This is a genomic window from Pedobacter aquatilis (assembly GCF_032678425.1).
Taxonomy (GTDB): domain Bacteria; phylum Bacteroidota; class Bacteroidia; order Sphingobacteriales; family Sphingobacteriaceae; genus Pedobacter; species Pedobacter aquatilis_B.
On record NZ_JAVTSG010000002.1, the window covers coordinates 691,545 to 716,112 of the forward strand.

General features: G+C 36.3%; 23 protein-coding genes. 12 read left to right on the top strand and 11 right to left on the bottom strand.

Annotated features, from left to right (window positions below; genetic code table 11):
• The first annotated feature begins 750 nt into the window (after positions 1–750).
• Complete coding sequence (locus R2Q16_RS09120; protein ID WP_316736572.1) at positions 751–1,731, top strand: glycoside hydrolase family 43 protein; 981 nt, start codon at positions 751–753, stop codon at positions 1,729–1,731.
• A 41-nt stretch (positions 1,732–1,772) separates the two neighbouring features.
• Here R2Q16_RS09120 and R2Q16_RS09125 read toward each other — a convergent pair whose 3' ends face one another.
• Positions 1,773–2,999: an MFS transporter gene (locus R2Q16_RS09125; protein WP_316736573.1), complete on the bottom strand. Its 1,227-nt coding sequence runs from the start codon at positions 2,997–2,999 to the stop codon at positions 1,773–1,775.
• Positions 3,000–3,301: 302 nt separating this feature from the next.
• Between R2Q16_RS09125 and R2Q16_RS09130 the strand changes: the two genes are divergently transcribed.
• Both R2Q16_RS09130 and R2Q16_RS09135 read left to right on the top strand, forming a co-directional pair.
• Positions 3,302–3,529 (top strand): hypothetical protein, encoded by a 228-nt coding sequence (locus R2Q16_RS09130; protein WP_316736574.1) that lies wholly within the window; start codon positions 3,302–3,304, stop codon positions 3,527–3,529.
• A gap of 636 nt (positions 3,530–4,165) precedes the next feature.
• The gene (locus R2Q16_RS09135; protein WP_316736575.1) at positions 4,166–5,032 is read left to right on the top strand and encodes a glycoside hydrolase family 25 protein; all 867 of its coding nucleotides are present in this window, start codon (positions 4,166–4,168) and stop codon (positions 5,030–5,032) included.
• Positions 5,033–5,435: 403 nt separating this feature from the next.
• Here R2Q16_RS09135 and R2Q16_RS09140 read toward each other — a convergent pair whose 3' ends face one another.
• Positions 5,436–6,533 (bottom strand): dipeptide epimerase, encoded by a 1,098-nt coding sequence (locus R2Q16_RS09140; protein ID WP_316736576.1) that lies wholly within the window; start codon positions 6,531–6,533, stop codon positions 5,436–5,438.
• A 117-nt stretch (positions 6,534–6,650) separates the two neighbouring features.
• Between R2Q16_RS09140 and R2Q16_RS09145 the strand changes: the two genes are divergently transcribed.
• The 4 genes from R2Q16_RS09145 (at position 6,651) to R2Q16_RS09160 (ending at position 11,103) form a co-directional block, all read left to right on the top strand.
• Positions 6,651–8,663, top strand: coding sequence for a thioredoxin domain-containing protein (locus R2Q16_RS09145; RefSeq protein ID WP_316736577.1), 2,013 nt, complete (start codon positions 6,651–6,653; stop codon positions 8,661–8,663).
• Positions 8,664–8,742: 79 nt separating this feature from the next.
• Complete coding sequence (locus R2Q16_RS09150; protein ID WP_316736578.1) at positions 8,743–9,372, top strand: porin family protein; 630 nt, start codon at positions 8,743–8,745, stop codon at positions 9,370–9,372.
• A 204-nt stretch (positions 9,373–9,576) separates the two neighbouring features.
• On the top strand, positions 9,577–10,083 hold the full coding sequence (locus R2Q16_RS09155; protein ID WP_316736580.1) for a peptidylprolyl isomerase: 507 nt from the start codon (positions 9,577–9,579) through the stop codon (positions 10,081–10,083).
• Positions 10,084–10,524: 441 nt separating this feature from the next.
• A complete protein-coding gene (locus R2Q16_RS09160; RefSeq protein WP_316736581.1) occupies positions 10,525–11,103 on the top strand; it encodes a peroxiredoxin family protein in 579 nt (192 codons plus the stop codon).
• Here the strand turns inward: R2Q16_RS09160 and R2Q16_RS09165 are convergent.
• The 5 genes from R2Q16_RS09165 to R2Q16_RS09185 form a co-directional block, all read right to left on the bottom strand.
• Positions 11,100–12,422 (bottom strand): hypothetical protein, encoded by a 1,323-nt coding sequence (locus tag R2Q16_RS09165; protein ID WP_316736582.1) that lies wholly within the window; start codon positions 12,420–12,422, stop codon positions 11,100–11,102. The two genes, R2Q16_RS09160 and R2Q16_RS09165, sit on opposite strands and share 4 nt — an antisense overlap.
• Positions 12,415–12,999 (bottom strand): RNA polymerase sigma factor, encoded by a 585-nt coding sequence (locus tag R2Q16_RS09170; RefSeq protein WP_316736583.1) that lies wholly within the window; start codon positions 12,997–12,999, stop codon positions 12,415–12,417. The genes R2Q16_RS09165 and R2Q16_RS09170 overlap by 8 nt, the downstream gene beginning before the upstream one ends.
• Before the next feature lie 107 nt (positions 13,000–13,106).
• Positions 13,107–13,811, bottom strand: coding sequence for a DUF4397 domain-containing protein (locus tag R2Q16_RS09175; RefSeq protein ID WP_316736585.1), 705 nt, complete (start codon positions 13,809–13,811; stop codon positions 13,107–13,109).
• A 133-nt stretch (positions 13,812–13,944) separates the two neighbouring features.
• Positions 13,945–14,607: a hypothetical protein gene (locus tag R2Q16_RS09180; protein ID WP_316736586.1), complete on the bottom strand. Its 663-nt coding sequence runs from the start codon at positions 14,605–14,607 to the stop codon at positions 13,945–13,947.
• A 78-nt stretch (positions 14,608–14,685) separates the two neighbouring features.
• Entirely contained in the window at positions 14,686–16,308 is a 1,623-nt protein-coding gene (locus R2Q16_RS09185) for an ABC-F family ATP-binding cassette domain-containing protein (protein ID WP_316736587.1), read from the bottom strand.
• Between the two features lie 578 nt (positions 16,309–16,886).
• On the opposite strand from R2Q16_RS09185, the gene R2Q16_RS09190 reads away from it, so the two are divergent.
• The 5 genes from R2Q16_RS09190 to R2Q16_RS09210 all read left to right on the top strand — a co-directional run bounded on the left by R2Q16_RS09190 (position 16,887) and on the right by R2Q16_RS09210 (position 20,088).
• Complete coding sequence (locus R2Q16_RS09190) at positions 16,887–17,576, top strand: hypothetical protein (RefSeq protein WP_316736588.1); 690 nt, start codon at positions 16,887–16,889, stop codon at positions 17,574–17,576.
• Positions 17,577–17,783: 207 nt separating this feature from the next.
• Complete coding sequence (locus R2Q16_RS09195; protein ID WP_316736589.1) at positions 17,784–18,326, top strand: hypothetical protein; 543 nt, start codon at positions 17,784–17,786, stop codon at positions 18,324–18,326.
• A 252-nt stretch (positions 18,327–18,578) separates the two neighbouring features.
• Positions 18,579–19,151: a nitroreductase gene (locus R2Q16_RS09200; RefSeq protein ID WP_316736590.1), complete on the top strand. Its 573-nt coding sequence runs from the start codon at positions 18,579–18,581 to the stop codon at positions 19,149–19,151.
• A gap of 83 nt (positions 19,152–19,234) precedes the next feature.
• A complete protein-coding gene (locus R2Q16_RS09205) occupies positions 19,235–19,579 on the top strand; it encodes a DUF1801 domain-containing protein (RefSeq protein ID WP_316736591.1) in 345 nt (114 codons plus the stop codon).
• Between the two features lie 56 nt (positions 19,580–19,635).
• Positions 19,636–20,088, top strand: coding sequence for a 3-oxoacyl-ACP synthase (locus R2Q16_RS09210; RefSeq protein ID WP_316736592.1), 453 nt, complete (start codon positions 19,636–19,638; stop codon positions 20,086–20,088).
• A gap of 71 nt (positions 20,089–20,159) precedes the next feature.
• On the opposite strand, the gene R2Q16_RS09215 is transcribed toward R2Q16_RS09210, so the two are convergent.
• From R2Q16_RS09215 to R2Q16_RS09230, 4 genes are read right to left on the bottom strand one after another with little or no spacing between them, the layout of a single operon-like run.
• Complete coding sequence (locus tag R2Q16_RS09215; RefSeq protein ID WP_316736593.1) at positions 20,160–21,326, bottom strand: DUF3298 and DUF4163 domain-containing protein; 1,167 nt, start codon at positions 21,324–21,326, stop codon at positions 20,160–20,162.
• A gap of 44 nt (positions 21,327–21,370) precedes the next feature.
• A complete protein-coding gene (locus R2Q16_RS09220) occupies positions 21,371–22,258 on the bottom strand; it encodes a polysaccharide deacetylase family protein (RefSeq protein WP_410478156.1) in 888 nt (295 codons plus the stop codon).
• 11 nt (positions 22,259–22,269) lie between these two features.
• Positions 22,270–23,631 carry a M1 family aminopeptidase gene (locus R2Q16_RS09225; protein ID WP_316736594.1) on the bottom strand — a complete coding sequence of 454 codons (1,362 nt, stop codon included), beginning with the start codon at positions 23,629–23,631 and terminating at the stop codon, positions 22,270–22,272.
• Positions 23,632–23,676: 45 nt separating this feature from the next.
• Positions 23,677–24,555, bottom strand: coding sequence for a polysaccharide deacetylase family protein (locus R2Q16_RS09230; protein ID WP_316736596.1), 879 nt, complete (start codon positions 24,553–24,555; stop codon positions 23,677–23,679).
• Positions 24,556–24,568: the final 13 nt, after the last annotated feature.

Genomic DNA, 24,568 nt, shown 5'->3' on the forward strand with positions numbered 1-24,568 from the left:
CTTTTTGTATTCTTTCTCAGGCCGTTCATAACCGTCATTGCGAGGAGGAACGACGAAGCAATCTCCTTAAATGGAAAATGGTCTTCGATAAACTTAGACAGACAAGCGATTTTGATAAATTAACCATTGTATGAGTTTTTTGAAAATGAACGCTCAGTTTTTCATAGATGCTGCAATCCCGCCATTCGCTTCAATCTTTTTGTATTCTTTCACAGCCGTTCATAATCGTCATTGCGAGGAGGAACGACGAAGCAATCTATTTCTTTATGAACAACAAAAAGGATTTTCGCTGCTGTCGGGTTCATAATTTATGGGTTAGGTTTTTAAGGCAAAACTAACCACCCCCAACGCCCAATGTCGTTAACTTAAGTTAAATAATTGTCCTTCTGAGCGTAGTCGAAGAATTTCTAATCGAAAACATAAATATTCATCCTTCGACTCCGCTCAGGATAACAGATTGAGCTAACAAGATTATGATAATAACATGGTGTATAATACGCAATGCTATTCCATTTAGAGGGGGGCGGGGCTGGTTATAAGCTTCCAAAACCTTTCATAGTAAAACAAGCCCAGCCACCTAAACCCGACCTGAATGTAAAATCCTTTGCCGATTTTTTCTATCGGCAAAGATTTGAAATGGGGGCGGGACTGAAGAAACCGATGCACGGCGAAATTGCTTTCCAAATCATTATATAAAAATCATTGAAGGGTTAAATTCTTTTAGAAATTATTTTTTTTTAAATTGTGGGCATGAAATACATATTCTCATCTCTTTTAATTTTTGTAGCAAGCGTTTCTTTTGCTCAAAGCACTAAATCGATTAAGCAATCGGGAAACCCAATTTTTCCAGGTTGGTATGCCGACCCGGAGGCCGTTATTTTTGGTAATAAATATTGGGTTTATCCAACTTATTCTGCTAAGTATAAAGAGCAGGTTTTTTTAGATGCTTTTTCTTCGGATGATTTGGTAACCTGGAAAAAACACCCGCATGTATTGGATACGGCAAACGTTAAATGGGCGAATAAAGCAGTTTGGGCGCCCGCAATTGTTCAAAAAGACAAGAAATATTACTTGTTTTTTGGTGCAAACGATATTCAAAGTGATAACGAAGTTGGCGGAATTGGTGTTGCCGTTTCAGATAAACCTGAAGGTCCTTTTAAAGACCTTTTAGGCAAACCGCTGGTAGATAAATTTCATAACGGAGCGCAGCCGATTGACCAATTCGTATTTAAAGATAAAGATGGGCAGTATTATTTGATTTATGGTGGGTGGAAACATTGCAACATCGCTAAGTTAAATAAGGATTTTACTGGCTTTTTGCCTTTTGATGATGGAACAATTTTTAAAGAAATAACTCCAGATAAGTATGTAGAAGGGCCTTATATGTTCATCAGAAACGGTAAATATTATTTTATGTGGAGCGAAGGTGGCTGGACTGGTCCTGATTATTGTGTAGCTTATGCCGTGAGCGATTCGCCATTTGGCCCATTTAAAAGAGTGGGTAAAATTTTAGAGCAAGATGCTACAATTGCAAGGGGCGCGGGGCATCATTCTGTAATCATTAATGAGAAAAAGAATTCTTATCACATTGTTTATCACCGTCGCCCGTTAACTGAAACGAATGGTAATCACCGTGAAACTTGTATCGATGAGATGAAGTTTGATGAAGCTGGAAATATCCTTCCTGTAAAAATTACCAAAGAGGGTGTTAAACCTCAAAAGGTAAAATAATTCTTTTTTCCGTTTTCGGCTATTCAGTCGGAAACGGAAAATTAATCTGCACTCAAAACGGCTTTTTCCTGCTTCTTATCTAATATGCTGAATCCATAAGCGCAAAGCAAAAGTATGCAGGCTAAGCCAAACCAAAGCCAATTATAACTTAGATGCTTTGCAATAAAAAATCCTGCCATTGGTCCTACAACTTGTGCACAACTCCAGCTCAGGGTATAACCTGCGGCATATAAACCTCTGTTATGCTCATTGCTTCTGCTAATCACCACTGTGTTAATAAAAGGCAGTACAAACATTTCGCCTATGGTAAAAGTTACAATCGTTAATATGGCCGAAAAAATGTGGAAACTTATTGGTGCACTAAGTATTAAGTAAGAAACCGCAAAGAATACGGAACCTATGATGATGAAGAACATTGGCGAGCGTTTCTTCTCGATTTTATTAATCATGATCATTTCGAAAAGGGCAATTATAGCACCATTTAATCCGATTATGATGCCGATTGCAAATTCATCAATGTGCCATTGTTCTTTAAAAAATACCGGAACCACCCTAAACATCAAAAAAGCGCAGGTAATAAAAAGTGTAGTTAACAATATAAACTGAACATAAAATTTATCTTGCCAGGGTTTTAAAATAACCATATTGCTGCGGTTTTCTTTGGCTTTTTGTATAAAATCCTTAACCTGAGGAAGCAAAAATAAGATAGCTAAACCAACCAGGATACTTACACCACCTTCTACAATAAATAACAGCTTATAGTTTATAGAGGCGATTATCCCCGCCATACTTATTCCTGCTGACCAACCAATATTAACCGCAAGGCGATTTAAGGAATATGAACGCGTTATGGTACCTTCTTTTGCATAATGCGCAACTGCCGTAAAATTCGCCGGACGAAAAGCCTCTGAAAAGAAACTAATGACAACTGCTAAAACGCAAAGTGTAGAAAAGTGGGTAATGGTGGAAAATAAGATGAACAGTAATCCACCAATGATTGAGGAAAGTATTTGTACTGGTCTGAAACCAATAATATCCGTCAGTTTACCACCTGTTGCCGAACCCAGAATAGAGCCAAAACCAAACAAAGTTATAATCAAACCTGCATCAATTTCTGAGCGGTGCAAACTCTGTGTTACATACAAACCCATAAATGGAACGGCCATGCTTCCGCAACGGTTAAACATCATCACAATGCTTAACAGCCAGGTTTCTTTGCTTAAGCCGCTAAATGAGGTTTTATAGGTATTTAATATGAGTTTGAACATGGTTTGGTTTGGAAATGCAAAAGTAATGAAATGGGCTGTGATAAATGAGGAGAGATTTTAAATAATGAGGGTAATTTACGATGCCGTTAAATTTAATTTTTCGAAATTGGGTGGCAGACTCCTTTCCTTGTTTAAAGAGTGTTTTATCTCGATTGTTCGGAAAACTGGAGGTGGTTTAATATATGTTGTCCTGGCCGGACTAGCACTTACCTTTTTCTTAATAAAAAGGTAACCAAAAATCAAGGCTTGGATCTGATGTCGGATAAAAGGGATAAAGTTTCTGTACGGCATCACAAGCTGCGATGAAAAATCGCAGAATGTGCGATGCCTTGAGTTGTGATTTTATGAAAGATGTTGCAAAAACTTTATCCTTTTCTCTCTCCATCATCTCCTATGCCGGTGAGCATGGCGACAATAGCGAAAGTATTATTTTTCTTAAAGTCATTTCGGCGCTCGCTATCCCCCTTTGGAGGGGACAGTTTAACCCACGCGTCGTCATGCTGAATTTATTTCAGCATCTCCTTAGTTAAATCACTTAACTAAAACCCTTCATGCCTTCATGTTCGCACCTTGTTCGTAACTTCTTCGAAAAAAGTAACCGAATTTCGAACAAGCTCCGAATGAACTAACATCTCGAATAGCTTACGTTTAACCAGATAATCTAATCATTGAAAAGATAGCGTCCATTGAATCTCCATAAGACGACTATCCCTGGCTGAATGCATGATACTTCATTAAATATCCCTTTCCTTTGAACTAAGGTATCATCGGTTTGTCAGGCGCTTATGGTGGGATTACAATCGATACACAGATGGATATGACACGGACTTGATACGGACTTGTTGAATGAAATTTTGGTGAGAAAATTTTTAATGGATTGAATATCCTGGGGTGTAATTAAAGATAATCAATAATGCTTGCTTTATGACTAGGTTTAGTTAATCTTTTTTTAGTTCGTTTATTTATTCTGTGGAGCTTAAATATTTTTTTGCTCATTAAAAATTCATGAAATTGATTAATAAAATTAGTCAAAAAATCAGTGCATAACAGCAGTTTAAGAAAAAAGCGGGTTCTGTGATAAATTCATCTATTGATTAATGGAATTCATGTTTAACTCTTTTTCCATTTCACCTCATTTTTCCTCAACTTAGCGGCATCAAATAATTATGCCGCCTGAGAAAAGAAAACCAACTGTAAAAAAACCTTCTGCACGAAAACCAGTCAGTCGTAAAAAGAAATCAAAACCCTTTCCAACGGCGTGGAAAGTGGCTATTTCGGGTTTATTGTTGATTTTATTGTCGCCATTTTATTATGGTTATGTGGTGAGTGCTTTTGTCTCAACCTGGCGTTGGATAACCGATATTGGCGAAGACCCCAATTATCGCACTTACAAAAGTTTCAACATTAAAATACCGAAGAAATATTCGATTCATGGTATTGATGTTTCTTACTATCAGGGTAAAATAGATTGGGCAAAAGTTAAGACGATGAAAGAAGATGAAGTAAATGTCAGCTTCGCTTTTATAAAAGCAACAGAAGGCATTTTGCTTGTCGACCCGTATTTTCAAAGAAACTGGCGTGAGGCGCCAAAGGCAGGTATACTGTGTGGCGCTTATCATTTTTTTAGGCCGAAACGAGATGGTAAGACCCAAGCAAAGTTCTTTCTTCAAGTGGTTAAAATAGAGAAAGGCGATTTACCTCCTGTTGTGGATATTGAAACTTTGGATGGGGTTTCTCCATTAAAAATGAGGGCTGAGCTGGCTGATTTCCTTAACTATGTGGAAATGAAAACGAAAGTCAGACCGATTATTTATACCGGACTAAAGTTTTACGAAGATTACCTTATTGAAAAGTTTGATGAATATCCGCTTTGGATTGCGCATTATTATCAGCCTAAACTTCGTTTAGATAAAAGCCGCTGGAAATTCTGGCAACATTCTGATAAAGCGAAGATTAGTGGCATTGGTCATGTGGTTGATTTTAATGCGTTTAATGGGGATAGTACAGCGTTGGCGGAGATGGTAGTGAGGTAGGTTTTTTGTTTTCTATCCGTAATTCGCTATTGCCTGCATGCGGTAGGCAGGCTGGGTTGATATTTCCTCTTCACAGGCTTGATTCGGCTCGCCGCTGAATGGTTCTAAACTTTTTCTTGATAAAAAGTTTAACAAAAATCAAGGCTTGGATCTGATGTCGGATAAAAGGGATAAAGTTTTCTTTCGGCATCACAAGCTGCGATGAAAAATCGCAGAGTGTGCGATGCCTTGGACTGTGGTCTTATGAAAGTTATTGCAAAAACTTTATTCTTTTCTCCTTCCATCATCTCCTATGCCGATGAGCATGGCGCCAATAGCGAAAATATTATTTTTGAGTGCTTCGCTGAGAGCATAGTTATCTCTGCATCCAAATCAATTCCCTAGTGAGCCAATGACTAATGAACTACATCACCCAACTTTCACATTTCTCTAAGAAAAATTCATCCGCTTCTGCGCCGATTCCTGGTGTTTCGGGGACATCAAGAAAATAGCCGTTATAAGTTAAACCGTCCACAACCGGGTCTACCAAATGGCCGAGTAGGGCGGTATCTAAATCAAAAAACTCAACATTCGGACTTGCTAATGCAAAGTGTAGGTTTGCACTCAAAGCAATTCTACTTTCGAGCATGCTGCCAATCATACATTTTACGCCAGTTTGTAAAGCTTCTTCGTGTATCTTTTGAGCACCTAAAATTCCGCCAGACTTAGAAAACTTAATGTTTAAGTAAGTGGTCGATTGACTGTTAATTAACTTTCTGGCATCGTGGTAATTGTAGCAACTTTCATCGGCCATTAATTTAATGGGCGAATTTAGATTGAGTTCGGGCAGCTTATCATCGTACCAGGTGCGCATTGGTTGTTCGCAGAATTCGATATTGTATTTTTCCAGTTCGCCCAAGGCAAATAAGGCTTCGTCAAAAGTCCAGCCTTGATTGGCATCCAAGCGTAAGGTCATTTCATCACCTACTGCCTCTCGAATGTGCTTTACACGCTCAATATCATCTTGGACTTTCTTGCCGAGTTTGATTTTAATGATTCGACAACCTAAACTTTTATACTTTACAGCTGTTTCCGCCATTCCTTCCGATGTATCAATACCAATCGTCATATCAGTTTCGATGGTTCTTTTTGTACCGCCGAGGAATTTATAAAGAGGCAAGCCTGCATGCTTCGCAGAAATATCAAACAAAGCCATATCGAACGCACTTTTTATGGTGCTGTTATGGTCGGCATAGGCTAATAAATCGTTCATACGCTCTGGAATCTCCAAAGGATTTTTACCTTTTAAAATTGCCGCAAAATCCTTAGCCATTGCAATGCAGGTTTCTTGTGTTTCGCCAACAATCATTGGGAAAGCCGAACATTCGCCAATGCCATGAATGCCGCTATCGGTATAAATTCTAATTAAAACGTTTTGTGCGAAGTGCATGGTTCCGGTTGCAATTACAAATGGCTCCATCGGGATGCTGAAACGGAAGATTTCGGTATGTGTGATTTTCATGCTTTTAAGGTTAAAGGTAGACGCTTAAAGGTATAGGGTTTTGTGTGAAATTGGAAATATCTATGAAGTTTTGAAAAACCTTATGCCTTACGCCTTAAACCCTTTACCTTTACAAATATGGAAAATACGCCCAACAATTTAATCCACGCTTCATCGCCATACCTTTTGCAACACGCTTACAACCCCGTACATTGGTACGAATGGGGCAATGAGGCATTGGAAAAAGCGAAGGCAGAAAACAAGTTGATTTTAGTAAGTATTGGCTATTCGGCTTGCCACTGGTGCCATGTAATGGAGCGTGAAAGTTTTGAAAACCATGAGGTTGCCGAGGTGATGAACCAACATTTTATCTGCATAAAAGTAGATAGGGAAGAGCGACCTGATATCGACCAGATTTATATGTATGCCATACAGTTGATGACGGGTAGCGGCGGCTGGCCATTAAACTGTATTTGCCTGCCCGACCAGCGACCAATTTACGGCGGAACTTATTTCAGAAAAAATGACTGGATAAACATTCTGGAAAATGTAGCCGGTTTGTGGGCAAATGAACCCGATAAGGCCATTCAATATGCAGAGCGATTAACATCCGGCATCCGCGACAGCGAAAAAATAATTCAATCCTCTGTAGAGGAAGCCTATACAGATGCGCATTTAACAGAAATCATTGAACCCTGGAAACGCCATTTTGATATCGCCTTTGGCGGATATAACCGTGCGCCTAAATTTCCTTTGCCAAATAACTGGGTTTTCCTTTTGAGATACGGCTTTTTAAAGGATGATGGATCTGTTTTTACAGCGGTTTGTCACACACTGGAGGAAATGAGCAGAGGTGGCATTTACGACCAGATTGGCGGTGGTTTTGCCCGATATTCGGTTGATGATAAATGGCATGTGCCGCATTTTGAGAAGATGCTTTATGATAATGCACAGCTCATTAGTTTATATGCTGAGGCGTACCAATGCACAAAATTCGAATCGTATAAGCAAACTGCAATTGAAACGATAGAATGGGTTTTCGATGAAATGACATCTCCCGAAGGCTTGTTTTATGCTGCATTGGATGCCGATAGTGAAGGTATCGAGGGCAAATTTTACGTGTGGGATAAAGCCGAATTTGATGAAATTTTGGGCGATGATGCAGAACTAATCGGCACTTATTACAACATTACAGAAGAAGGCAATTGGGAAGAGGAGCAAACTAATATTTTGCGTAAAACCCTAAGTGATGATGATATCATAACAAAATTTGGTATAACTGCCGAAATATTAAAAGGCAAGGTTAGCTTGGCGAAAGAGAAATTAATGGCTGTTAGAGGCAAACGTATTCGCCCGGGTCTAGATGATAAGTGCCTAACCGCCTGGAATGGTATGATGATTAAAGCATTGGCTGAAGCCGCACAAATTTTTAATCACCATACATATTATGAAAAAGCTTCAGCAACTGCTCAGTTTATCCTAAATAACCTTAAAACTGAAAAAGGCGGACTATTTAGAAACTACAAAAACGGCAAAGCAACCATTACTGCTTTCTTAGATGATTATGCTTTTTTTATAGAAGCCTTAATTTCACTTTACGAATACGATTTTGATGAGCAATGGCTTAATGAAGCGAAGCAATTAAGCGATTATGTAATGAATAATTTTACAGATGCAGACTCGCCGATGTTTTTTTATACTTCTGCAAAAGCAGAAGATTTAATTGCCCGCAAGCATGAAGTAATGGATAACGTAATTCCAGCCTCGAACTCTACCATGAGCCAGAATTTAAAAAAATTAGGTTTACTTTTTGATAATGAAAGCTACGCAGATAAAGCTGCGGAAATGCTTTCAGGCGTACGTGAAAAGATTAAAACCTATGGTTCGGCCTATTCTAATTGGGCTATTCAGCTGTTAAACGAAGTATATGGTATTAATGAAATCGCGATAACCGGATTGGAAACAGATGTTGTTAAAATGGAGCTAAGCCATTATTATATTCCAAACAAAATTGTATTGGGTGGAGCATCGAGTAATTTACCTCTGATTAGTGGCAAGCAAAGTAACGATACCAAAATTTTCGTTTGTAGAAATAAGGTTTGTCAGCTGCCTGTGAAAACTGTTGAGAAAGCATTGGAGCATTTAAAATAGAAGCATTTATTTACCTAATCTTCATGAGGTTTTAACTCAAATGGTTTAAATTGCGGCTATCTATTTAAATTAATTTCTTATGAAAAAACATTTTATTGCAACGGCATTTGCTGTGATGAGTTTCTGTGCTGCAAAAAGCCAGATTGTCCCTACCATTAAAGCAGGCGTTACTTTTCCAGCTATTTCAAGCAGTCAATCTCGAGATTTACAGGATGCACCTGGTGCTGTTGATTATAATATGTCTACTTCTTTTTACGTGGGCGGAACGGTAGATTTTTCATTATCAAAAGCATTGTATTTACAAACCGGAGCAATGGTGATTGGTAAAGGCGGTCAGAATGAGTTTTTTGGAAACAAAAGTAAAATCAGAACCTTTTATGTAGAAGTTCCGGTAAATTTGCTGCACAAGATTCCGGTAGGTAAAAGTAATATTTTACTAGGTGCCGGGCCGTATTTTGCAGTTGCTTTTGATGGAAATACAAAATTAAAAAGCGCAGCAGGGCAGGAGTATAATGTAGATATAAATTTCGGTCGAGATTTTAAACGTACTGATTTCGGATTGAATTTCGTAACTGGAATAGAGTTTTCTAAGCATTTAACCTTTAATGTTGGTTATGGTTTAGGCTTAATGAATATTAGAGGTGCAGGTTCTGATTACATTACCGATAGAAATCAGGTTTTATCAACTGGTTTGGGGTATAGATTTTAAGCTTTGATATGCGTTGGGATGTTTTATTTGTATTCTATTTGAACAAATGAGTATACTTTTTTGTTAGCTTAATAATTAACTTATCTTTGCCTCGCAATACTAGAAAGGCCTTAATAAGTTTTGATAATCGATTGCAAATAATAATGCCCTTTGCCAGTTAATAAGCTGAGGAAGCATTAAAGTATGTACAATAAAACAATTTAAATGAATATTTCACCAAACTCAGTAGTATCGTTAACTTACGAATTACATACTACTAACGAAGAAGGACAACAAGTTTTTGTAGAAAAAGCTGATACAGAAAATCCTTTAGTATTTTTATACGGCGTAGGCATGATGTTGCCTAAATTTGAAGAGCATTTAACTGGTTTAAAAGCTGGCGATGAATATAGCTTCGAATTATCAGCTGCTGATGGTTATGGCGAAATCGACCCAGGTGCCTTTGCAGACTTGCCTAAAGCAATGTTTACTGAGGCAGGTGGCGAAGTGCCAAATGTTGGTGATGTAATTCCTTTGCAAGATAACAATGGTAACCAGTTCAGAGCTGGTGTTACTGCCGTTCATGATGAAACTGTTGCAGTAGATTTAAACCACCCAATGGCTGGCAAAAACCTAATGTTTGCAGGTACTATTTTAACCGTTCGCGAAGCGACACAAGATGAGTTGGCTCATGGTCACGCTCACGGTGCTGATGGTCATTCAGGTCACTAAGCGCTTTACAATATTAAAGAAATAGGCTTTGGGTTTTAACCTGAAGCCTTTTTTTTATCCGTTGGTTGAAACCAACGCCAAAGAATATGAATAGTTATATATAATGGATTGGTTGAAACCAACGGGAATTACTATATGTCTGCAGTATAGAAAACAGTTAAAATGCAAATTCCCTGATTTCCGTGTTTCTGTGGCAAAAAATTATTAATTCTTTTTTTTGAAAAGCAATTGCAGCAGTGTATCGGTTCCGATAGTCCCGCCATTCGCTTTATCCCGATGAAAAATCGGGATGCCCGCTGCTGTCGGGTTTATTTTACTTAGGTAAACCTTTCTATTTTAAACCCAACTAACATGGAAATCTTTTTTTTAGTTAAACTCCCGAACACGCTGAGCTGCTAACTCCATAATATTAAACTATATTTATATCTAAATTTAATCAATATGAAAACTACAATCTTCTCAATATTCTTGCTACTATTTTCTTTTGGATTACGTGCTCAAACCGGTTTAAAGGTGGGTGATAAGGCACCAGATTTTGTTGCTAAAAACAGCGACGGTAAAGAAATTAAATTAAAAGAATTATTAAAAGAAAATAAAAGTGTGGTGTTGTTTTTTTACCGCGGACAATGGTGCCCATACTGTAATAAACACATTAAAGATTTGCAGGATTCGTTAACAAGTTTGAGCGCAAAAGGTGCTTATGTGTTAGGCGTAACGCCAGAAACAAATGAATCTATCGCTAAAACGAAAGGAAAAACCAAAGCTTCATTTTCGCTTATTTCAGATAGAGAATACAAAATAATGAAAGCCTACAAAGTAGATTTTGTTATGGAAGAAAGTCTGGTTTCGAAATATAAAACCTATGGAATTGATGTTGCTAAAAACAACGGTGCGCTTGATGCCGTTTTGCCTGTTCCTGCAACTTATATTATCGGTAAAAATGGTAAAATCACCTTTTTACAGTTTGATAAAGACTATAAAAAGAGGGCTTCAATTAAAGATATCGCGTCTAAACTTTAAAAATCCAGCTTTAACCTTAAGCCACCATTGGTAAGGTTGAGGTTGTCTTTTGAAAAAGTTTTCATAGGAAGACGTAAAAATGGTTCGACAGCGAAATTCTTTTTGCCTGATATTTTTTGTTTATAACCTAACGAGAAATTATAGAAACCAATGTATTTATCTGCTGCGGTGGTAGATTCTGTCTGTGGTTCAGAAACACGTTCGGTTACCAAAAGCATTTGTTGCTCGGCATATCCATTTGCTACATTGGTAACAGTTCGGTTTTGTGCACTGCTAACAATGTAATTATTGTCTTGATGGTTGTTTAAAACCGCTAATGCCGATACACCAATTCCAGTATAAAATTTCTTACTAATGGTATATTTTAACTCAATCGGAATATTTATACCGCGAAGATTTGCATTAACAGATTCTAAGCTTTTCGACGAATTAACCGTTGATGAACCTTTGGCACTCATTACCGGACTAGCTGCAGCATCGTTATAGCTATTAAAATTGTTGTTATTTGCTGATGGATTGCTGGTACTACTTAAAGCGGTATAAGCAATGCCCGAACTGATTGACAGTTTATCGGCTACATTGTATGAAAGTGAGAAGCCATAATTCATGTTTACTTTATTATCATTACCCATTGAAGGCGCAACAAAAATACCAGGTTCCCATTTACTGCTGTTTTTGGTTTTATCTGTTGTTTTAGCTTGATTATTTGCATAGCTGTCGCGGGCTAAAATATCCTCAAAGGTTAATTTAGTTTGAGCAGGTTTTTTCTGCTCAATTATCAGTTCTGCTTTTTTGTTATTATAAGCCGCAATGCTGAAAGTGTTATTCGGGTTTAATAATGAGTTTTCATTTTGCCTGGCGACAGGTAAATCAACAACAGGATTGTTGGTGTTATTTTGCACAAGCGTGTTTTGGCTATAATCCGGGGTATAGTTTTGTTCTTCAGGAGATGATTGTAAAGAATGTTTTTCATTGCCCGTTGCTATTTCTTTGTTCTTAGCAGGTTTTAGAGCTGTGTTTGCTAAAACTTCCTCCTTACCTGGATTTACAGCAGAAGTAGAAATTGTATCGCCTTTAGATTCTACTTTTGATATAGATTTTTTAGCAGCAATTTGTTGCTGCGTATTTGAATTATTGTTGAAGACAAAGAATCCGCCAATAACCAATATCACGGCCGCGGCCGACCAAAGTGGCCATAATACAAAACCTCTGCGTTTTTTTTCTTCCTGCACAGTAAAGCGCTCCCATGCGCCGGGAGTATATACCTCTTCGTGTTCCGATAGACTATCTTTTATATGTTCAATTAATTCTTTATCCATTTCTCTCATACGAATTAACCAAAGTGTTTGTGTACAACGTTCGTAGTTTGTTTTTTGCACGGGTTAAATAAACCCTGCTCGAACTCTCGGGAATGCTCATTATTTTTGATATTTCATCATGCGCAAACCCTTCAATTTCATATAAATTGAAAACAAGCCTGTGTGTATCTGGTAATTCATTCAATAATTTTAAAATATCCTGCACATGCAAATCAGAGGTAACCGAAACGTGGCTTGCAGGGTGTTCATCTTCTGTTAAATCATCAATATAACTTTGATTTTTTAGCGTCCGGAGTTTATCTATAGCCGTTCTGGAAGCTATTCTGGCCATCCAACCTTTAAAGGTTTTCTGGGGATCAACTGCATTGGCAGGTGTTTGATAGCTGTTAATATTCTTAAAAATCTTTATAAAACAGTCATTTACAAGCTCTTCACTGTCGTAACTGTTTTTAACATAGCGTAAAATAATACCCATTAAATAGCCATAAAATGATTTATACATCATTTCTTTAGCGGCACTGTCGTTCTTTTTGCAGCCTTTTATAATTTCCTCTACGTTGAGTATCTTTTTTATCAACCCTTTAAGAACTTAATGAAGATTAGTTTTAATGTCATCGCTAATTTAAAGAAAATAACATCACCCAAAATGATGGATGATGTTAATTTTCCTTTCATATGTAGGTGTTATTTGTTACTTAATATTGCCAGATTAAATTTCGTGCTATCTGTTTTGCTTTTTAAACCTTTAGCCCAAAGCGTGTATATTTTTCCTTTTTCAATTTTAGTTGCCGGTAATGTTGCGGTAATATTGGCACCCTCTTTAATTTGGAAAGTATAGCTATCTGATGGGTCGATGGAAATAAAAGGCGTAGCTTCCTTGTATGCTTTTGCTGTGAATAAAGCTGCTGTCTGACCTGAAATGGCTAAATCTAAAGCGGGTGCATCAGGACTTAAATTTATAAAGCGAACTTTTGCCTTATCGGTTTCAGGTGCTTTTAAATCATCTTCGAAAACTAAAATTTTCGGGCTAGGTAATACATCAACAACAAATGCTGAATAAAAAACACCAGATTTTAGTGTGCTGGATAATGTTGATAGGTAGCGGGTTGAGTCTTTTTTTACGATACCAAAAAAGCGATTACCAGGATATGCGCCGTAATAACCTAAGTCTTTACCATAACTAAATTCAAGGTTGTTGGCTCTTTGGTTATCCACAATAAAATCTAATGAACCCGTTCCTGGTGATGCGTGTACGAAACCTATGCCGGCAACGGTAATTGAACTTTGGTCATCCCAGTTTTTTTTACAGGCTGAGAAAAGTAGAGTAATTGCAAAAAGTGAGAGTATAATTTTTGTAGTTGTGCTAAAGTTTTTCAGAGTAGTTTTCATCTTAATGTTCTAAATCAATTTTTAATTTAAAACTGCTTAATGGCCATTAACAATTTTTCTGATAAAACGGGGCGAGCTTAAGAAACGCTACAGTGGATATGATTTTTTTATTAAAAATTTGTGTTATGATTTATTAATTAGTAATTCTTGCCATTACTTTTAAAATCATTTGACTATCTACAGCTTTACCGTTTACAATTGCAGGAGAAAAATCGAAATCTTTATATTGATGATTTTGGTCTACGAGTTCGTAGGTTTTACCATTATTTTCCAACTTATAATCTACAATGAGTTTGGTTATCTTGCCGAACTCATTGATGGTTAAAAAGAAAGTTACTTTGTAGTCGGTGTTCTTCTGAAATAATTCTTCAGGAATTTTTGTAGATGATGTTAGATAAGAATATAAATCATGCATATTTCCAATCTTTACAGGATATAAAACTTTATCACCTTGATTTAATGAATCGATATTATAAGCTATTGTTGTATCAGGAACGTTATATTCTATTTTTTTTAAATTGTAATTGTAAATCTGAGAAATGGTGTCTGTTTTGTATTTGAAGAAGCGCCATCGGCCAACTCTTTCATTTTGATTGTATAAGCCAGTGGCCATAAGTTTATCATTAAGAAAAACCTCAGCCGAACCATTTTTAATATGTGGCTTTGATTTTAATTCGGTGCTCTCTTCTATTAGGTTATAATCAATTGCAGTTTTTCGAACACGAGTTGAATCGCTTTTTTGGGCAGCACAAGTAATGTAAAGGAGGGAGATTAGGAGCGTATAGATTATTTTCATATTTGGTTTTTGTATTATAAAGAAAAAGGGTTTTGATGTAATATCAAAACCCTTTCAATTAAATTTTTATTAAATATCTTACGAGTACATTTCCTCGCGAAGTTTAGCAACTTCAGCATTGTTAATGTATTCATCATAAGTCATTAACTTATCAATTGTACCTTTTGGTGTAATTTCGATGATTCTGTTCGCAACTGTTTCTGTCAGTTGGTGATCTCGTGATGTAAATAAAACAGCGCCTTTGAAATCTTTCATACCGTTGTTTAATGCTTCAATAGATTCCAAATCCAAGTGATTGGTCGGCTCATCAAACATTAAAAGATTGGCTTGTTGTAACATCATTCTAGAGAACATACAACGCATTTTTTCACCACCGGAAAGCACTTTAACGTTTTTCAAAACTTCCTCGCCTGAGAATAGCATACGGCCTAAAAAGCTACGTACAAATTGTTCATCGGCATCCGTTCCAGAATATTCACGCAACCAATCAACCAAGTTTTCATCTTTACCTGCAAAATATTCAGAGTTATCATTCGGAATATCAGCTGTGCTGATGGTAACACCCCATTTAAACTCGCCTTTATCTGCAGGTGTTCTGCCCGTTAATACATCATAAAATGCTGCGGTTGCCAAACTGTTTTGAGATAGAATTGCAATTTTATCACCCTTATTCACCATAAAGGTAACTTTATCGAATAAAATGCCGTCATTGCCAGATTTGCCCAAAGCATCAACCTGTAAAATTTGGTCGCCTGCTTCTCTACCCGTATTGTTGAAAATAATTGCCGGATATTTACGGCTCGATGCCTTAATTTCGGTAATGTCAATTTTATCTAAAGCCTTTTTACGTGAAGTTGCCTGCTTAGATTTTGATGCATTCGCACTAAATCTGCGGATAAATTCCTGTAACTCCTTCACTTTATCTTCCATCTTCTTATTCTGGTCGCTACGTTGTTTTAACGCCAGCTGACTAGATTCATACCAGAAAGTATAGTTGCCTGTGTAAGTGCTCATTTTAGCGAAATCGATATCCACAATGTGCGTACAAACCGCATCTAAAAAGTGCCTGTCGTGACTTACAACCAATACAATGTTTTGATAATCAGCTAAAAAGTTTTCTAACCAGGCAATGGTTTCAATATCCAAATCGTTGGTAGGCTCATCCAATAGTAAAATGTCAGGATTACCAAAAAGGGCTTGCGCCAATAACACACGCACTTTCTGAGTGTTATCTAATTCCTTTAATAATTTATGGTGGTTATCTTCAGTAATACCTAGGTTACTTAACATGGTTGCCGCATTACTCTCCATGTTCCAGCCGTCCATTTCGGCGAAAAGATTTTCCAATTCTCCGGCACGTTCGCCGTCTTTCTCGGTAAAATCTTCCTTCATGTAAATGGCGTCTTTCTCTTTCATGATGGCATACAGTTCTTTATGGCCAATCATTACGGTTTCTAATACCGAAAACTCATCAAATTCATAGTGGTTTTGCTTTAAAACCGCCATTCTTTCTCCTGGAGTAAAAGCTACGCTACCCGAAGTTTGGCTTACTTCGCCTGATAAAATTTTCAGGAAAGTAGATTTACCTGCGCCGTTAGCACCAATTACGCCATAGCAATTGCCTTGGGTAAATTTAATGTTAACATCTTCAAATAGTGTGCGTTTGCCGTATCGTAACGATAAATTAGAAACTGAAATCATACTGTAAAATAAATAAGCCGCAAAGATAGGCAAAAAGGTTGAGGGTAAAAAGGTAGATGGTAAAAGGTTTAGGATTAATAATTTTGGCTAAAGCCTAATTGCATTTGTATTTATCCGTTGGTTGAAACCAAGGGCAATGAATGTTGTATTATTTTTTGAGTTGTGTTTATGCGCCTTTGTTTCATTGCCGTCTGCTTAAGCTGACGGTTATTTTAAATTTGAAAATGTAAGTTCAGTTTGCTTGGTAATTGTAGTCCCGCTTTCACTTCAATCTTTTTGTTGTTGCCAGTCTGAGCCTATCGAACACCTGCAACAAAAAGTATTTCCGTTCAATCTGGTTTATTTAACAGAGGACTGTGTATTTGGCCATATTGAAACCCATAGTATTATTTTGGCTAAAGCCCAATTACATTTGTATTTATCCGTTGGTTGAAACCAAGGGCAATGAATTATAAAGAATGTGCTTTAGTTTTCATTGCCGCCTGCTTTAGCAGATGGTATTCAAAAAAATACATCTCTCTGCTAATTTCTTAATTTCATTTTCGTATTTTGTTTCCACACACACAAAATGAAACATTATGAAAAAACTAACATTGGGCATCCTCATGTCCGTTATTGGGCCTTTGGCTCATGGCCAAACCACCAGCTACAAGTATAAAGTCGATTTTTTTGGCGATACCATTATCGTTGATGAAAAAGATAACACTATTGGAAAGCAGCAAAAGGATTTTTTTGGTAAAACCATCATCGTAGATAATCAAGGCAAAACCATTGGAACTCAAAAAAAAGATTTCTTTAACAACATCGTATTAGAAAACGAATCGGGTAAGGTAATTGGAATGAAGAATAAAGACTTTTTTGGCAATACTGTAATACATACAGAGAGCGGAAATAGTTTAGAAAGTGATAGGGATAATCATTTTGGAGGCATAATTCCCGGAAATGGTAAAAAGGAAACTGTAACTAAACAAAAAACGGATATTTTCGGCAACAGAATTGTTGAAGATGATAGGGGTAAAGTCATTGGTGTTTACAAAAAAGATATTTTTGGAAATACTACAATTGAGGATGGAAATGGCCGTACGATTGGTAAACAGAAAACAGATATTTTCGGTGATACAATTATAGAAGATGAAAGGGGTAATCTTATTTCTAAGCAAAAAGTAGATATTTTCGGAGATACTATTGTTGAGGATAAAAATGGAAAGAAAATCGGTACTTATAAAACAGATATTTTTGGGAATAAAGTTTTTGTGCCAGAAAATTAGTCAATAAATCAGATATTTCTGATTCTACATTTATTGCCATCTTGTTCAGTAGATGGCAATATTTTTTTAATTTCACCCGCTATTATGGATGTTAGCGAAACGCATCCTGAATCCGTAATAAAAGAGGATTTGAAATCCTCATTATTTAAACCTTGAGATGCCCTACGGAACATCTCGAAGAGCTGGTAAAATGCTATTTTAGTATCAATGGATTTAATCAATATCATAAAAGCACCCATCGGAAAAATTGAAACAGAAATTCTTGCCTCAAACAATACCTTTTCTACCAGAGATTTAATCGATTTAAGTTTCCATCAAGATGAGCAAATTGGATTCAGAGCCGCCTGGATTTTGGAACGCGTTTATTCCAATCATCAGATTAATTTTATACCTGACGCTGCTTATTTTTTAGAAAAACTTCCTTTACAACAAAATCTATCTGCTTTAAGGCATTATGTTAAAGTTCTAGCTTTTATGACCAATAAAAAAGCATCAACTGAAATTAAAGAGATTATAAATAATTACGAAACAGACGATATTGTTGAGGTTGTTTTCGCTTGGTTAATCGATGAAAAAGTTCCAGTTGCAGTTAAATCACATTGCTTAAATATTCTAGCAAACTTAATTTATAAACATAACTGGATTAAAACTGAACTTACCGAAACGATGGAGTTTTTAGTAGATAAGGAAAGTATTGCTTTTTTTGCGAAGGTTAAGCAGATTAGGAAGCAGTTGGTGGGTATCAAGTAGTTAGTATCAAGCCGTTTGTATCAAGTATTTAGTATCAAGTATCAAGATAGAAAGATTTACCAATGCTTTCTGTTGGGATTAAGGGCTTTCAGTATTAGTCTTTTAGCTTTAGTCTCTCTGCTTTATTCTTTTCGCTTAGTCTTTCATCTTTAGTCTTTCCGCTTTATTCTTTCAGCTCAGTCTTTCCGCTATCTCAACGTCAAAACTTTATTTCGCTCACTTTAATCTTTTCAATTTAGCTATTTTTACAATATGAGCAATTACGATATCATATCACAAGTTATAAAAGAACGCCGTAGTATTTTTCCGGCTAGTTATATTAAAAAAGAAATTCCGGTTGAGGTTATTAATCAGATATTGGAAACGGCCAATTATGCACCTACGCATAAATTAACACAGCCTTGGCGCTTTACTGTAATCAGAAAGGCTGGTTTGGCTAAATTAGGTGCAGAGCTTGGTCGTTTATATAAAGATTTGGTTTCACCTCAGAATTTCCTGCAAAAGAAATTCGATAGTTTTGCAGAAAAAACCAGTCAGGCCGATTGCATAATTGCTATAAATATGGCCGTGAGTGGTAAAATTCCAGAGTGGGAAGAACTGGCTGCTGTTTCTTGTGCAGTACAAAATATGGCACTTACGGCTGAAAGTTTAAAAGTTGGGGCTTATTGGAGTTCGCCGCCATTGATACACGATTTAGGTAATTTCTTAGGGTTGAAGGAAAATGAAAAATGCATTGGCTTATTTTATATGGGCTATCATAACGAGAAGCCCTGGGCGCCAAATCGCACTTCGATGGAAGAAAAGGTGAGTTGGATAGAGGAATAGTTGGTTAGTTGGTTAGTTGGTTAGTTGGTTAGTAAAAATGCCCAACAATTTAGCCATAAAACAATAAATCGAGTGCTTAAAATATGCTTAATCCATTAGATAATTTCTTCGAGCAAAAAGATGAGCCAGTTAAAGGTTGCCTTCAATATTTGAGGTTACTTTTGTTAGATAATACCGATGTAACTGAACATTGGAAATACGGAATGCCGTTTTATTATTACAAAGGTAAAATGTTCTGTTATCTTTGGATTCACAAAAAAATCCATCAGCCTTACATTGGTTGGGTTGATGGAAATAAAATTAACCACGAAGATTTGTTGCAAGAGAAAAGAGCCCGAATGAAAATTTTACTGATTAACCATGTTGATGATATCCCAGAGCAAAAGATAAAATCAATTCTCAAACAAGCTTTAGCACTTCGCAAATAATACATTACCCATTTTACATTATCCATTTTACATCAATCCATTTTCCATCTTAATATATGTCTGCCTTAAAATCTCAACTGTATCAGCTGTGCTTAACTTTTATTCAAAATAGAATAGAAAATATTGAATATTCTATGGAGCAGGCCAGACAAGCTTCAAATGATGATACCAAAAGTAGTGCAGGTGATAAGTACGAGACTACCCGCGAAATGATGCAGCAGGAAATGGATAGAAACAGTAAACTTTTGTATGAAGCAGGTCAGCAGAAGATTGCATTACAGCAAATTGAAAATGTAGATGCTGCTAAAGAGGTGAAAAATGGTAGTCTGGTTTTGACCTCCGAAGGTAATTTTTACATCAGCATTAGTGCAGGCGAATTGAATTTTGAAGGGCAAAAGTATTTTGCAGTTTCACAGGCGGCACCAATTGGCAAACTTTTTATTGGTAGAAAAGTAGGCGAGGAGTTGAATTTTAACGGGAGAAAGTATTTGATTCAGGAGATTTTGTAAGTGTTTTCTACTCAGATGCTGAAACAAGTTCAGCATGACGGAATTTGAAAATTTTCCTTGTTTAAAAACAATTATTTAATTTTCATTCTATCGGCAAAAGCCGGAACTAAATACGCTTTTAAATCGCTATAAGGAATGAAAACTACAATTTGTCCTTGCGCATAACTGGCTACTTCGTAAGGGTTGTACATAAAAGCTAAACCATTTGCATTGAAATAGAAATTCTTGTTTGGCTTTATAAAGTTATCAAACAATACACTGCTCAATTGTTCGGATGGTTTAATGTTGTAGTTTTTACGCAGGTTTTGCTCAACTATCTTTTGTAGAGTATTCGAATCGATTTTTACCACATCGCTTAAAACCATTTGCTTTTTATTTTTAACATCGAAACAGAACATGGTGCTGCTATAATTTCCATGTGCGCCACCGGTGTAAGCATCCGCCAGGAAATCAATAACCACGTAATCATTATCATTGTAAGCGATAGATTGTTGCGAATTGTTGGTATAATTCATCCACTGTAAAAAACCACGGTCTTTAGCGTTTTTTTGCTGGTCTTTAATCTGGGTTTTGTAATCCTCAAAGTAAGCAGAAGCAATCTTTTTAAATCCAATATGCCTATCTGTTTGAGTCATCTGACGGTTGAAAATTTGCTTTAATTGTTTGTCTAACCAAACGCTTGATTCATCTTTAGATTTAGGTTTAAGGTATTCAAAACTAATTTGCGCAACGGGCGATTTTTCTTCATTAACCATCGCTTTTATAGAGTCCTGATAAATACCGGCTTCAAACTGATAACTGCCTTCCGGATATTTTTCGGTTAGCGCAATCGGATAAGTTTTGTTTTCCTTATCATTTTTCCAGGTTCCGTTGAATCCATTTCCCGTCCATTTTAAATTTAGGCGAGATTGCTTAGCATCCTTATCGAAATAGTAATCATAGAAGCCGTTTTCATTTAATAAAACACTATCTTTTCCAATTAAGGTATCGGTAGAAAGGTTTAACCACGAACCGTTGTAAGAATAAACTCCGCTGTAATCATTATCTACGCTTTGTAAATGCATAACAACGGGTTTACCAGCAATTGTACCTTCTAAACGTTTATAAAAATTAGCGGTTAATTCAGTTTTTATATTTTTTGTAGAATCAGCAGTTGCTGAATCATTTTCATATTTAGGGTTATTACAGGCAGCAGTTATAAGCAGGCAAAAAAAGCCCAGGTAAATTAAATTTTTCATATGAAACGGGTAGTCGTTATGTGTTTTTCTTAACTAATCTACAGTTATGATTTAGCTTTTGTTTTATTAAAGCTTTTATTGATGCTGTAATGGAGGTTTTTTGCAGTATATCTACCCGGGTCGATTATCCTTCTGATGGTGTATAATGGATAATTTTCATCTCTTGCCGTTGATAAAATAAATGCTGCCTTAAAGCCATGTTCCTTTAACTTCGGTAAATTGGCCGCCTTGTAAACGCCGTATGGATAGGCAAAATATTCTACTTTTTTACCTGTAATTTCTTCGAGTTTTTTGGTTGGTTCGTCAATCTGGGTTTTCCAATCTTCATCGGTAAACTGTGCGAAGTTTTTATGATCGTAAGTGTGGCTTGCAATTGTATTTCCCTCATCAGCTAATTGCTTAATCTGCTCTTTAGTCATATAATTGATTCTACCTTTTCTGCCTATTGAAACCGTCATAATGAAATAAACACCCTTAAAGCCATATTTTTTTAACGTCGCATTTCCAACGGTATATTGGTCTTCATCGGTATCATCAAAGGTTATCATTATTGGTTTTTCAGGCAGTTTTTTTCCATAAACCAGGTAATCATAAAGTTGGTCGGGCAAAATTGAATGATAACCACTATCGGCTAACATTTTCATGTGTTCTCTAAACTTATCTGGAGCAATAATATCGTCGTGAGCCCTTTTGCTGTCGCTAGCAATATTATTTCGGATTTGATGATAACACAAAACCGGTACTTCCTTTCTGGCTAAAATGGTTTTAGCATCAGCAGGTTTTAAGGTTGCAGTATCGGTTTTTTCATTATCTGCTGTTGTATTTTGCGCTATGGTTTCTGTAGCCTTATTATTTGAACATGCACTAAATACTGAACTTAATATTATCGCTGCTAAGAGGGTTTGAGCGGTTGTTTTTAGATTTATTTTCAATTTGATAATAATTATTTAACCAAAGATACGGCGTTTTCAGAAAGAATAAATTCTTTTTCAAAAGTTGCCCATTCTTTTTCGGTAATGCCCGATTTGATTGCATTTTGCTTAAGAAAATCGTAGTTGGTAAATGATTTTTCAGCTTTTAAAATTGTAGTTAAATACTTAAACATTCGTTTTTCTCCAATAATTTGTTCTAAGCCCCTAAGTAAAAATGGTCCATAGTAGTACCTATATGTGCCATTGATTTGGTTCATATCTGTAATTTTATTTAATGGCACTGCTTTAAAACTTTTAAGCTCATTACCACGTTCTCTAAAATATTTGGTGGTGAAATTCTTTCCAAAATTAGCTTCTGCTGCTTTCACAGATAGATATTCTGCTGTTGATTCGAGGAAAAACCAGAACAATGTTGAATTTGGTTGCAAAACATCCCCAAAATAATAATGACCGATTTCGTGAGCTATAAAAGGATAATCCGTTGAATCTTTTAGGGCTGATTTTTCTTCATTAATCATGTCGCCAAGCTTGATTCCGGCAAAAGCAATAACAGGGAACGATACAAAACCCCAACTTCTACCTTTATTGAACTTTTCGATTGGCTCATGCTCTATAAATACATTTTTAGTTTCATAAGGAATGCCAAGATTTTTTGAGTAATAGGCTTTAATTTTTGCTATGTTTTCTTCAAAGATTTGCAGTTGTTTTTCATTCATTGAAGTATTGAGGAACATCGCGTTTTTAGTATTTTGAACGCCATAATTCCCCACAAAGAGCATAGGCGATAGGGGTACTTTTGAGGAGAAATTAGCAGAGGGGCCGTTTTTTGGTAAATCACCATTTACAAAAATTGTTTTGGCATCTTTACTTATCACTTGAATATTAAAAGTAAGTTGTTCAATCTGCCTGTCGTTTTTTACATCATAAATTACAGGATACCATTTAGATTGGTCAGTTGCACGCATGGTTTTACCGTTAAAGGCAATTAGTCCTTTAAAATCGATAAAATTTAAGGTATCCTTATAAATAGGAAATGCTCCGGTGTAACTGATGTGTAGTTTTTTAGGATTTTGTAAAACCTCTTTTCCTTTTAGTGGACTGTAGGTTAAACCTTCGCCTCTCATTTTTCCGTTGTAAAATCCGTCATAACTCAGTGTGTTATTCAAAGAATCTTTAAAGGCTTTAATGTTAAAGCCTTTATTCAGAAGGATTTGATAGTCTTTCCCAAAGTCAGGAATATTACTTAAGGTAAAATCGCAGGTAATCATACCTGTAGCCATCGAGATTTCGACCTTTCCACTTAAATGTGGCACTTGCGCATTAACAGTGATTACAAAGAGGGCTAAAATCAAAAAAGATAAACGTTTTTTCATAATAGATGTAAATGAGAAACCCCGGCATTTGCCAGGGTTTATGTGTTAAAAACTATTTTTAATGCTATTGCTTAACGTTTTCGGACTCCAATAACCGCTGGCAATAATTCTGCGGATGGTAAATAATGGGTCTTTTTCATCGCGTTTTGTAGACAGTTGGTAAGCCATTCTAAAGCCACGTTTTTTAAGTTCTGGAATACCTTCTGCATTCCATAATCCAAATGGATAGGCAAATTCGGTCATTTTTTTACCAGTAATTTCTTCCAGTCTTTTGGTTGGTTTATCTAATTGCTCTTCCCAATCCTTATCTGCATATTTTTTAAAGTTCTTGTGGTCGTAGGTGTGCGAACCGATAACATTTCCTTCATCCGAAAGTTGTTTAATTTGGTCGCTACTCATATAATCTACAAACTTTCCTTTTTTACCGATAGAAACCGTCATGATGAAATATACAGCTTTGTAACCAAGTTTTTTTAATGTAGGGTTAACGATTGTAAACTGATCCAAATCGGTATCATCAAAGGTTAGCATAATCGGTTTACTTGGTAATGCCGCACCTGTGTTTAGGTATGCGTAGAGCTGGTCGGGCAAAATAGTATGGTAACCGCTATCGGCTAACATTTTCATTTGGTCTTTAAAGTTTTGTATCTCTACAATATAATCTTTACCTACTTTTCCATCTGTTGGTTTCCAGTTTCTCACCTGATGGTAACAAAGAATAGGCACCTGTTTACGCTCCAAGATGGTTTTTGCATCGGCAACCTTTATTTTAGAAACATCAACAGGATTGGCTGTATTGCTATCACCTGATGTATTTACAGCTGTCGAATCAGTTGATTTATCTGTTTCCGTTTGAGATTTAGACTGGCAGCTGCTCATTAATATTGCGCAAGCAGTTATAATGGTTAGAATTTTGATTTTCATGTTTTAGATATTT

Excerpts from the sequence above, each read along its gene's own strand:
- R2Q16_RS09120 (WP_316736572.1), top strand. The coding sequence starts at position 751 with ATGAAATACATATTCTCATCTCTTTTAATTTTTGTAGCAAGCGTTTCT.
- R2Q16_RS09125 (WP_316736573.1), bottom strand. The coding sequence starts at position 2,999 with ATGTTCAAACTCATATTAAATACCTATAAAACCTCATTTAGCGGCTTA.
- R2Q16_RS09130 (WP_316736574.1), top strand. The coding sequence starts at position 3,302 with ATGAAAAATCGCAGAATGTGCGATGCCTTGAGTTGTGATTTTATGAAA.
- R2Q16_RS09135 (WP_316736575.1), top strand. The coding sequence starts at position 4,166 with ATGCCGCCTGAGAAAAGAAAACCAACTGTAAAAAAACCTTCTGCACGA.
- R2Q16_RS09140 (WP_316736576.1), bottom strand. The coding sequence starts at position 6,533 with ATGAAAATCACACATACCGAAATCTTCCGTTTCAGCATCCCGATGGAG.
- R2Q16_RS09145 (WP_316736577.1), top strand. The coding sequence starts at position 6,651 with ATGGAAAATACGCCCAACAATTTAATCCACGCTTCATCGCCATACCTT.
- R2Q16_RS09150 (WP_316736578.1), top strand. The coding sequence starts at position 8,743 with ATGAAAAAACATTTTATTGCAACGGCATTTGCTGTGATGAGTTTCTGT.
- R2Q16_RS09155 (WP_316736580.1), top strand. The coding sequence starts at position 9,577 with ATGAATATTTCACCAAACTCAGTAGTATCGTTAACTTACGAATTACAT.
- R2Q16_RS09160 (WP_316736581.1), top strand. The coding sequence starts at position 10,525 with ATGAAAACTACAATCTTCTCAATATTCTTGCTACTATTTTCTTTTGGA.
- R2Q16_RS09165 (WP_316736582.1), bottom strand. The coding sequence starts at position 12,422 with ATGGATAAAGAATTAATTGAACATATAAAAGATAGTCTATCGGAACAC.
- R2Q16_RS09175 (WP_316736585.1), bottom strand. The coding sequence starts at position 13,811 with ATGAAAACTACTCTGAAAAACTTTAGCACAACTACAAAAATTATACTC.
- R2Q16_RS09180 (WP_316736586.1), bottom strand. The coding sequence starts at position 14,607 with ATGAAAATAATCTATACGCTCCTAATCTCCCTCCTTTACATTACTTGT.
- R2Q16_RS09185 (WP_316736587.1), bottom strand. The coding sequence starts at position 16,308 with ATGATTTCAGTTTCTAATTTATCGTTACGATACGGCAAACGCACACTA.
- R2Q16_RS09190 (WP_316736588.1), top strand. The coding sequence starts at position 16,887 with ATGAAAAAACTAACATTGGGCATCCTCATGTCCGTTATTGGGCCTTTG.
- R2Q16_RS09195 (WP_316736589.1), top strand. The coding sequence starts at position 17,784 with ATGGATTTAATCAATATCATAAAAGCACCCATCGGAAAAATTGAAACA.
- R2Q16_RS09200 (WP_316736590.1), top strand. The coding sequence starts at position 18,579 with ATGAGCAATTACGATATCATATCACAAGTTATAAAAGAACGCCGTAGT.
- R2Q16_RS09205 (WP_316736591.1), top strand. The coding sequence starts at position 19,235 with ATGCTTAATCCATTAGATAATTTCTTCGAGCAAAAAGATGAGCCAGTT.
- R2Q16_RS09210 (WP_316736592.1), top strand. The coding sequence starts at position 19,636 with ATGTCTGCCTTAAAATCTCAACTGTATCAGCTGTGCTTAACTTTTATT.
- R2Q16_RS09215 (WP_316736593.1), bottom strand. The coding sequence starts at position 21,326 with ATGAAAAATTTAATTTACCTGGGCTTTTTTTGCCTGCTTATAACTGCT.
- R2Q16_RS09225 (WP_316736594.1), bottom strand. The coding sequence starts at position 23,631 with ATGAAAAAACGTTTATCTTTTTTGATTTTAGCCCTCTTTGTAATCACT.
- R2Q16_RS09230 (WP_316736596.1), bottom strand. The coding sequence starts at position 24,555 with ATGAAAATCAAAATTCTAACCATTATAACTGCTTGCGCAATATTAATG.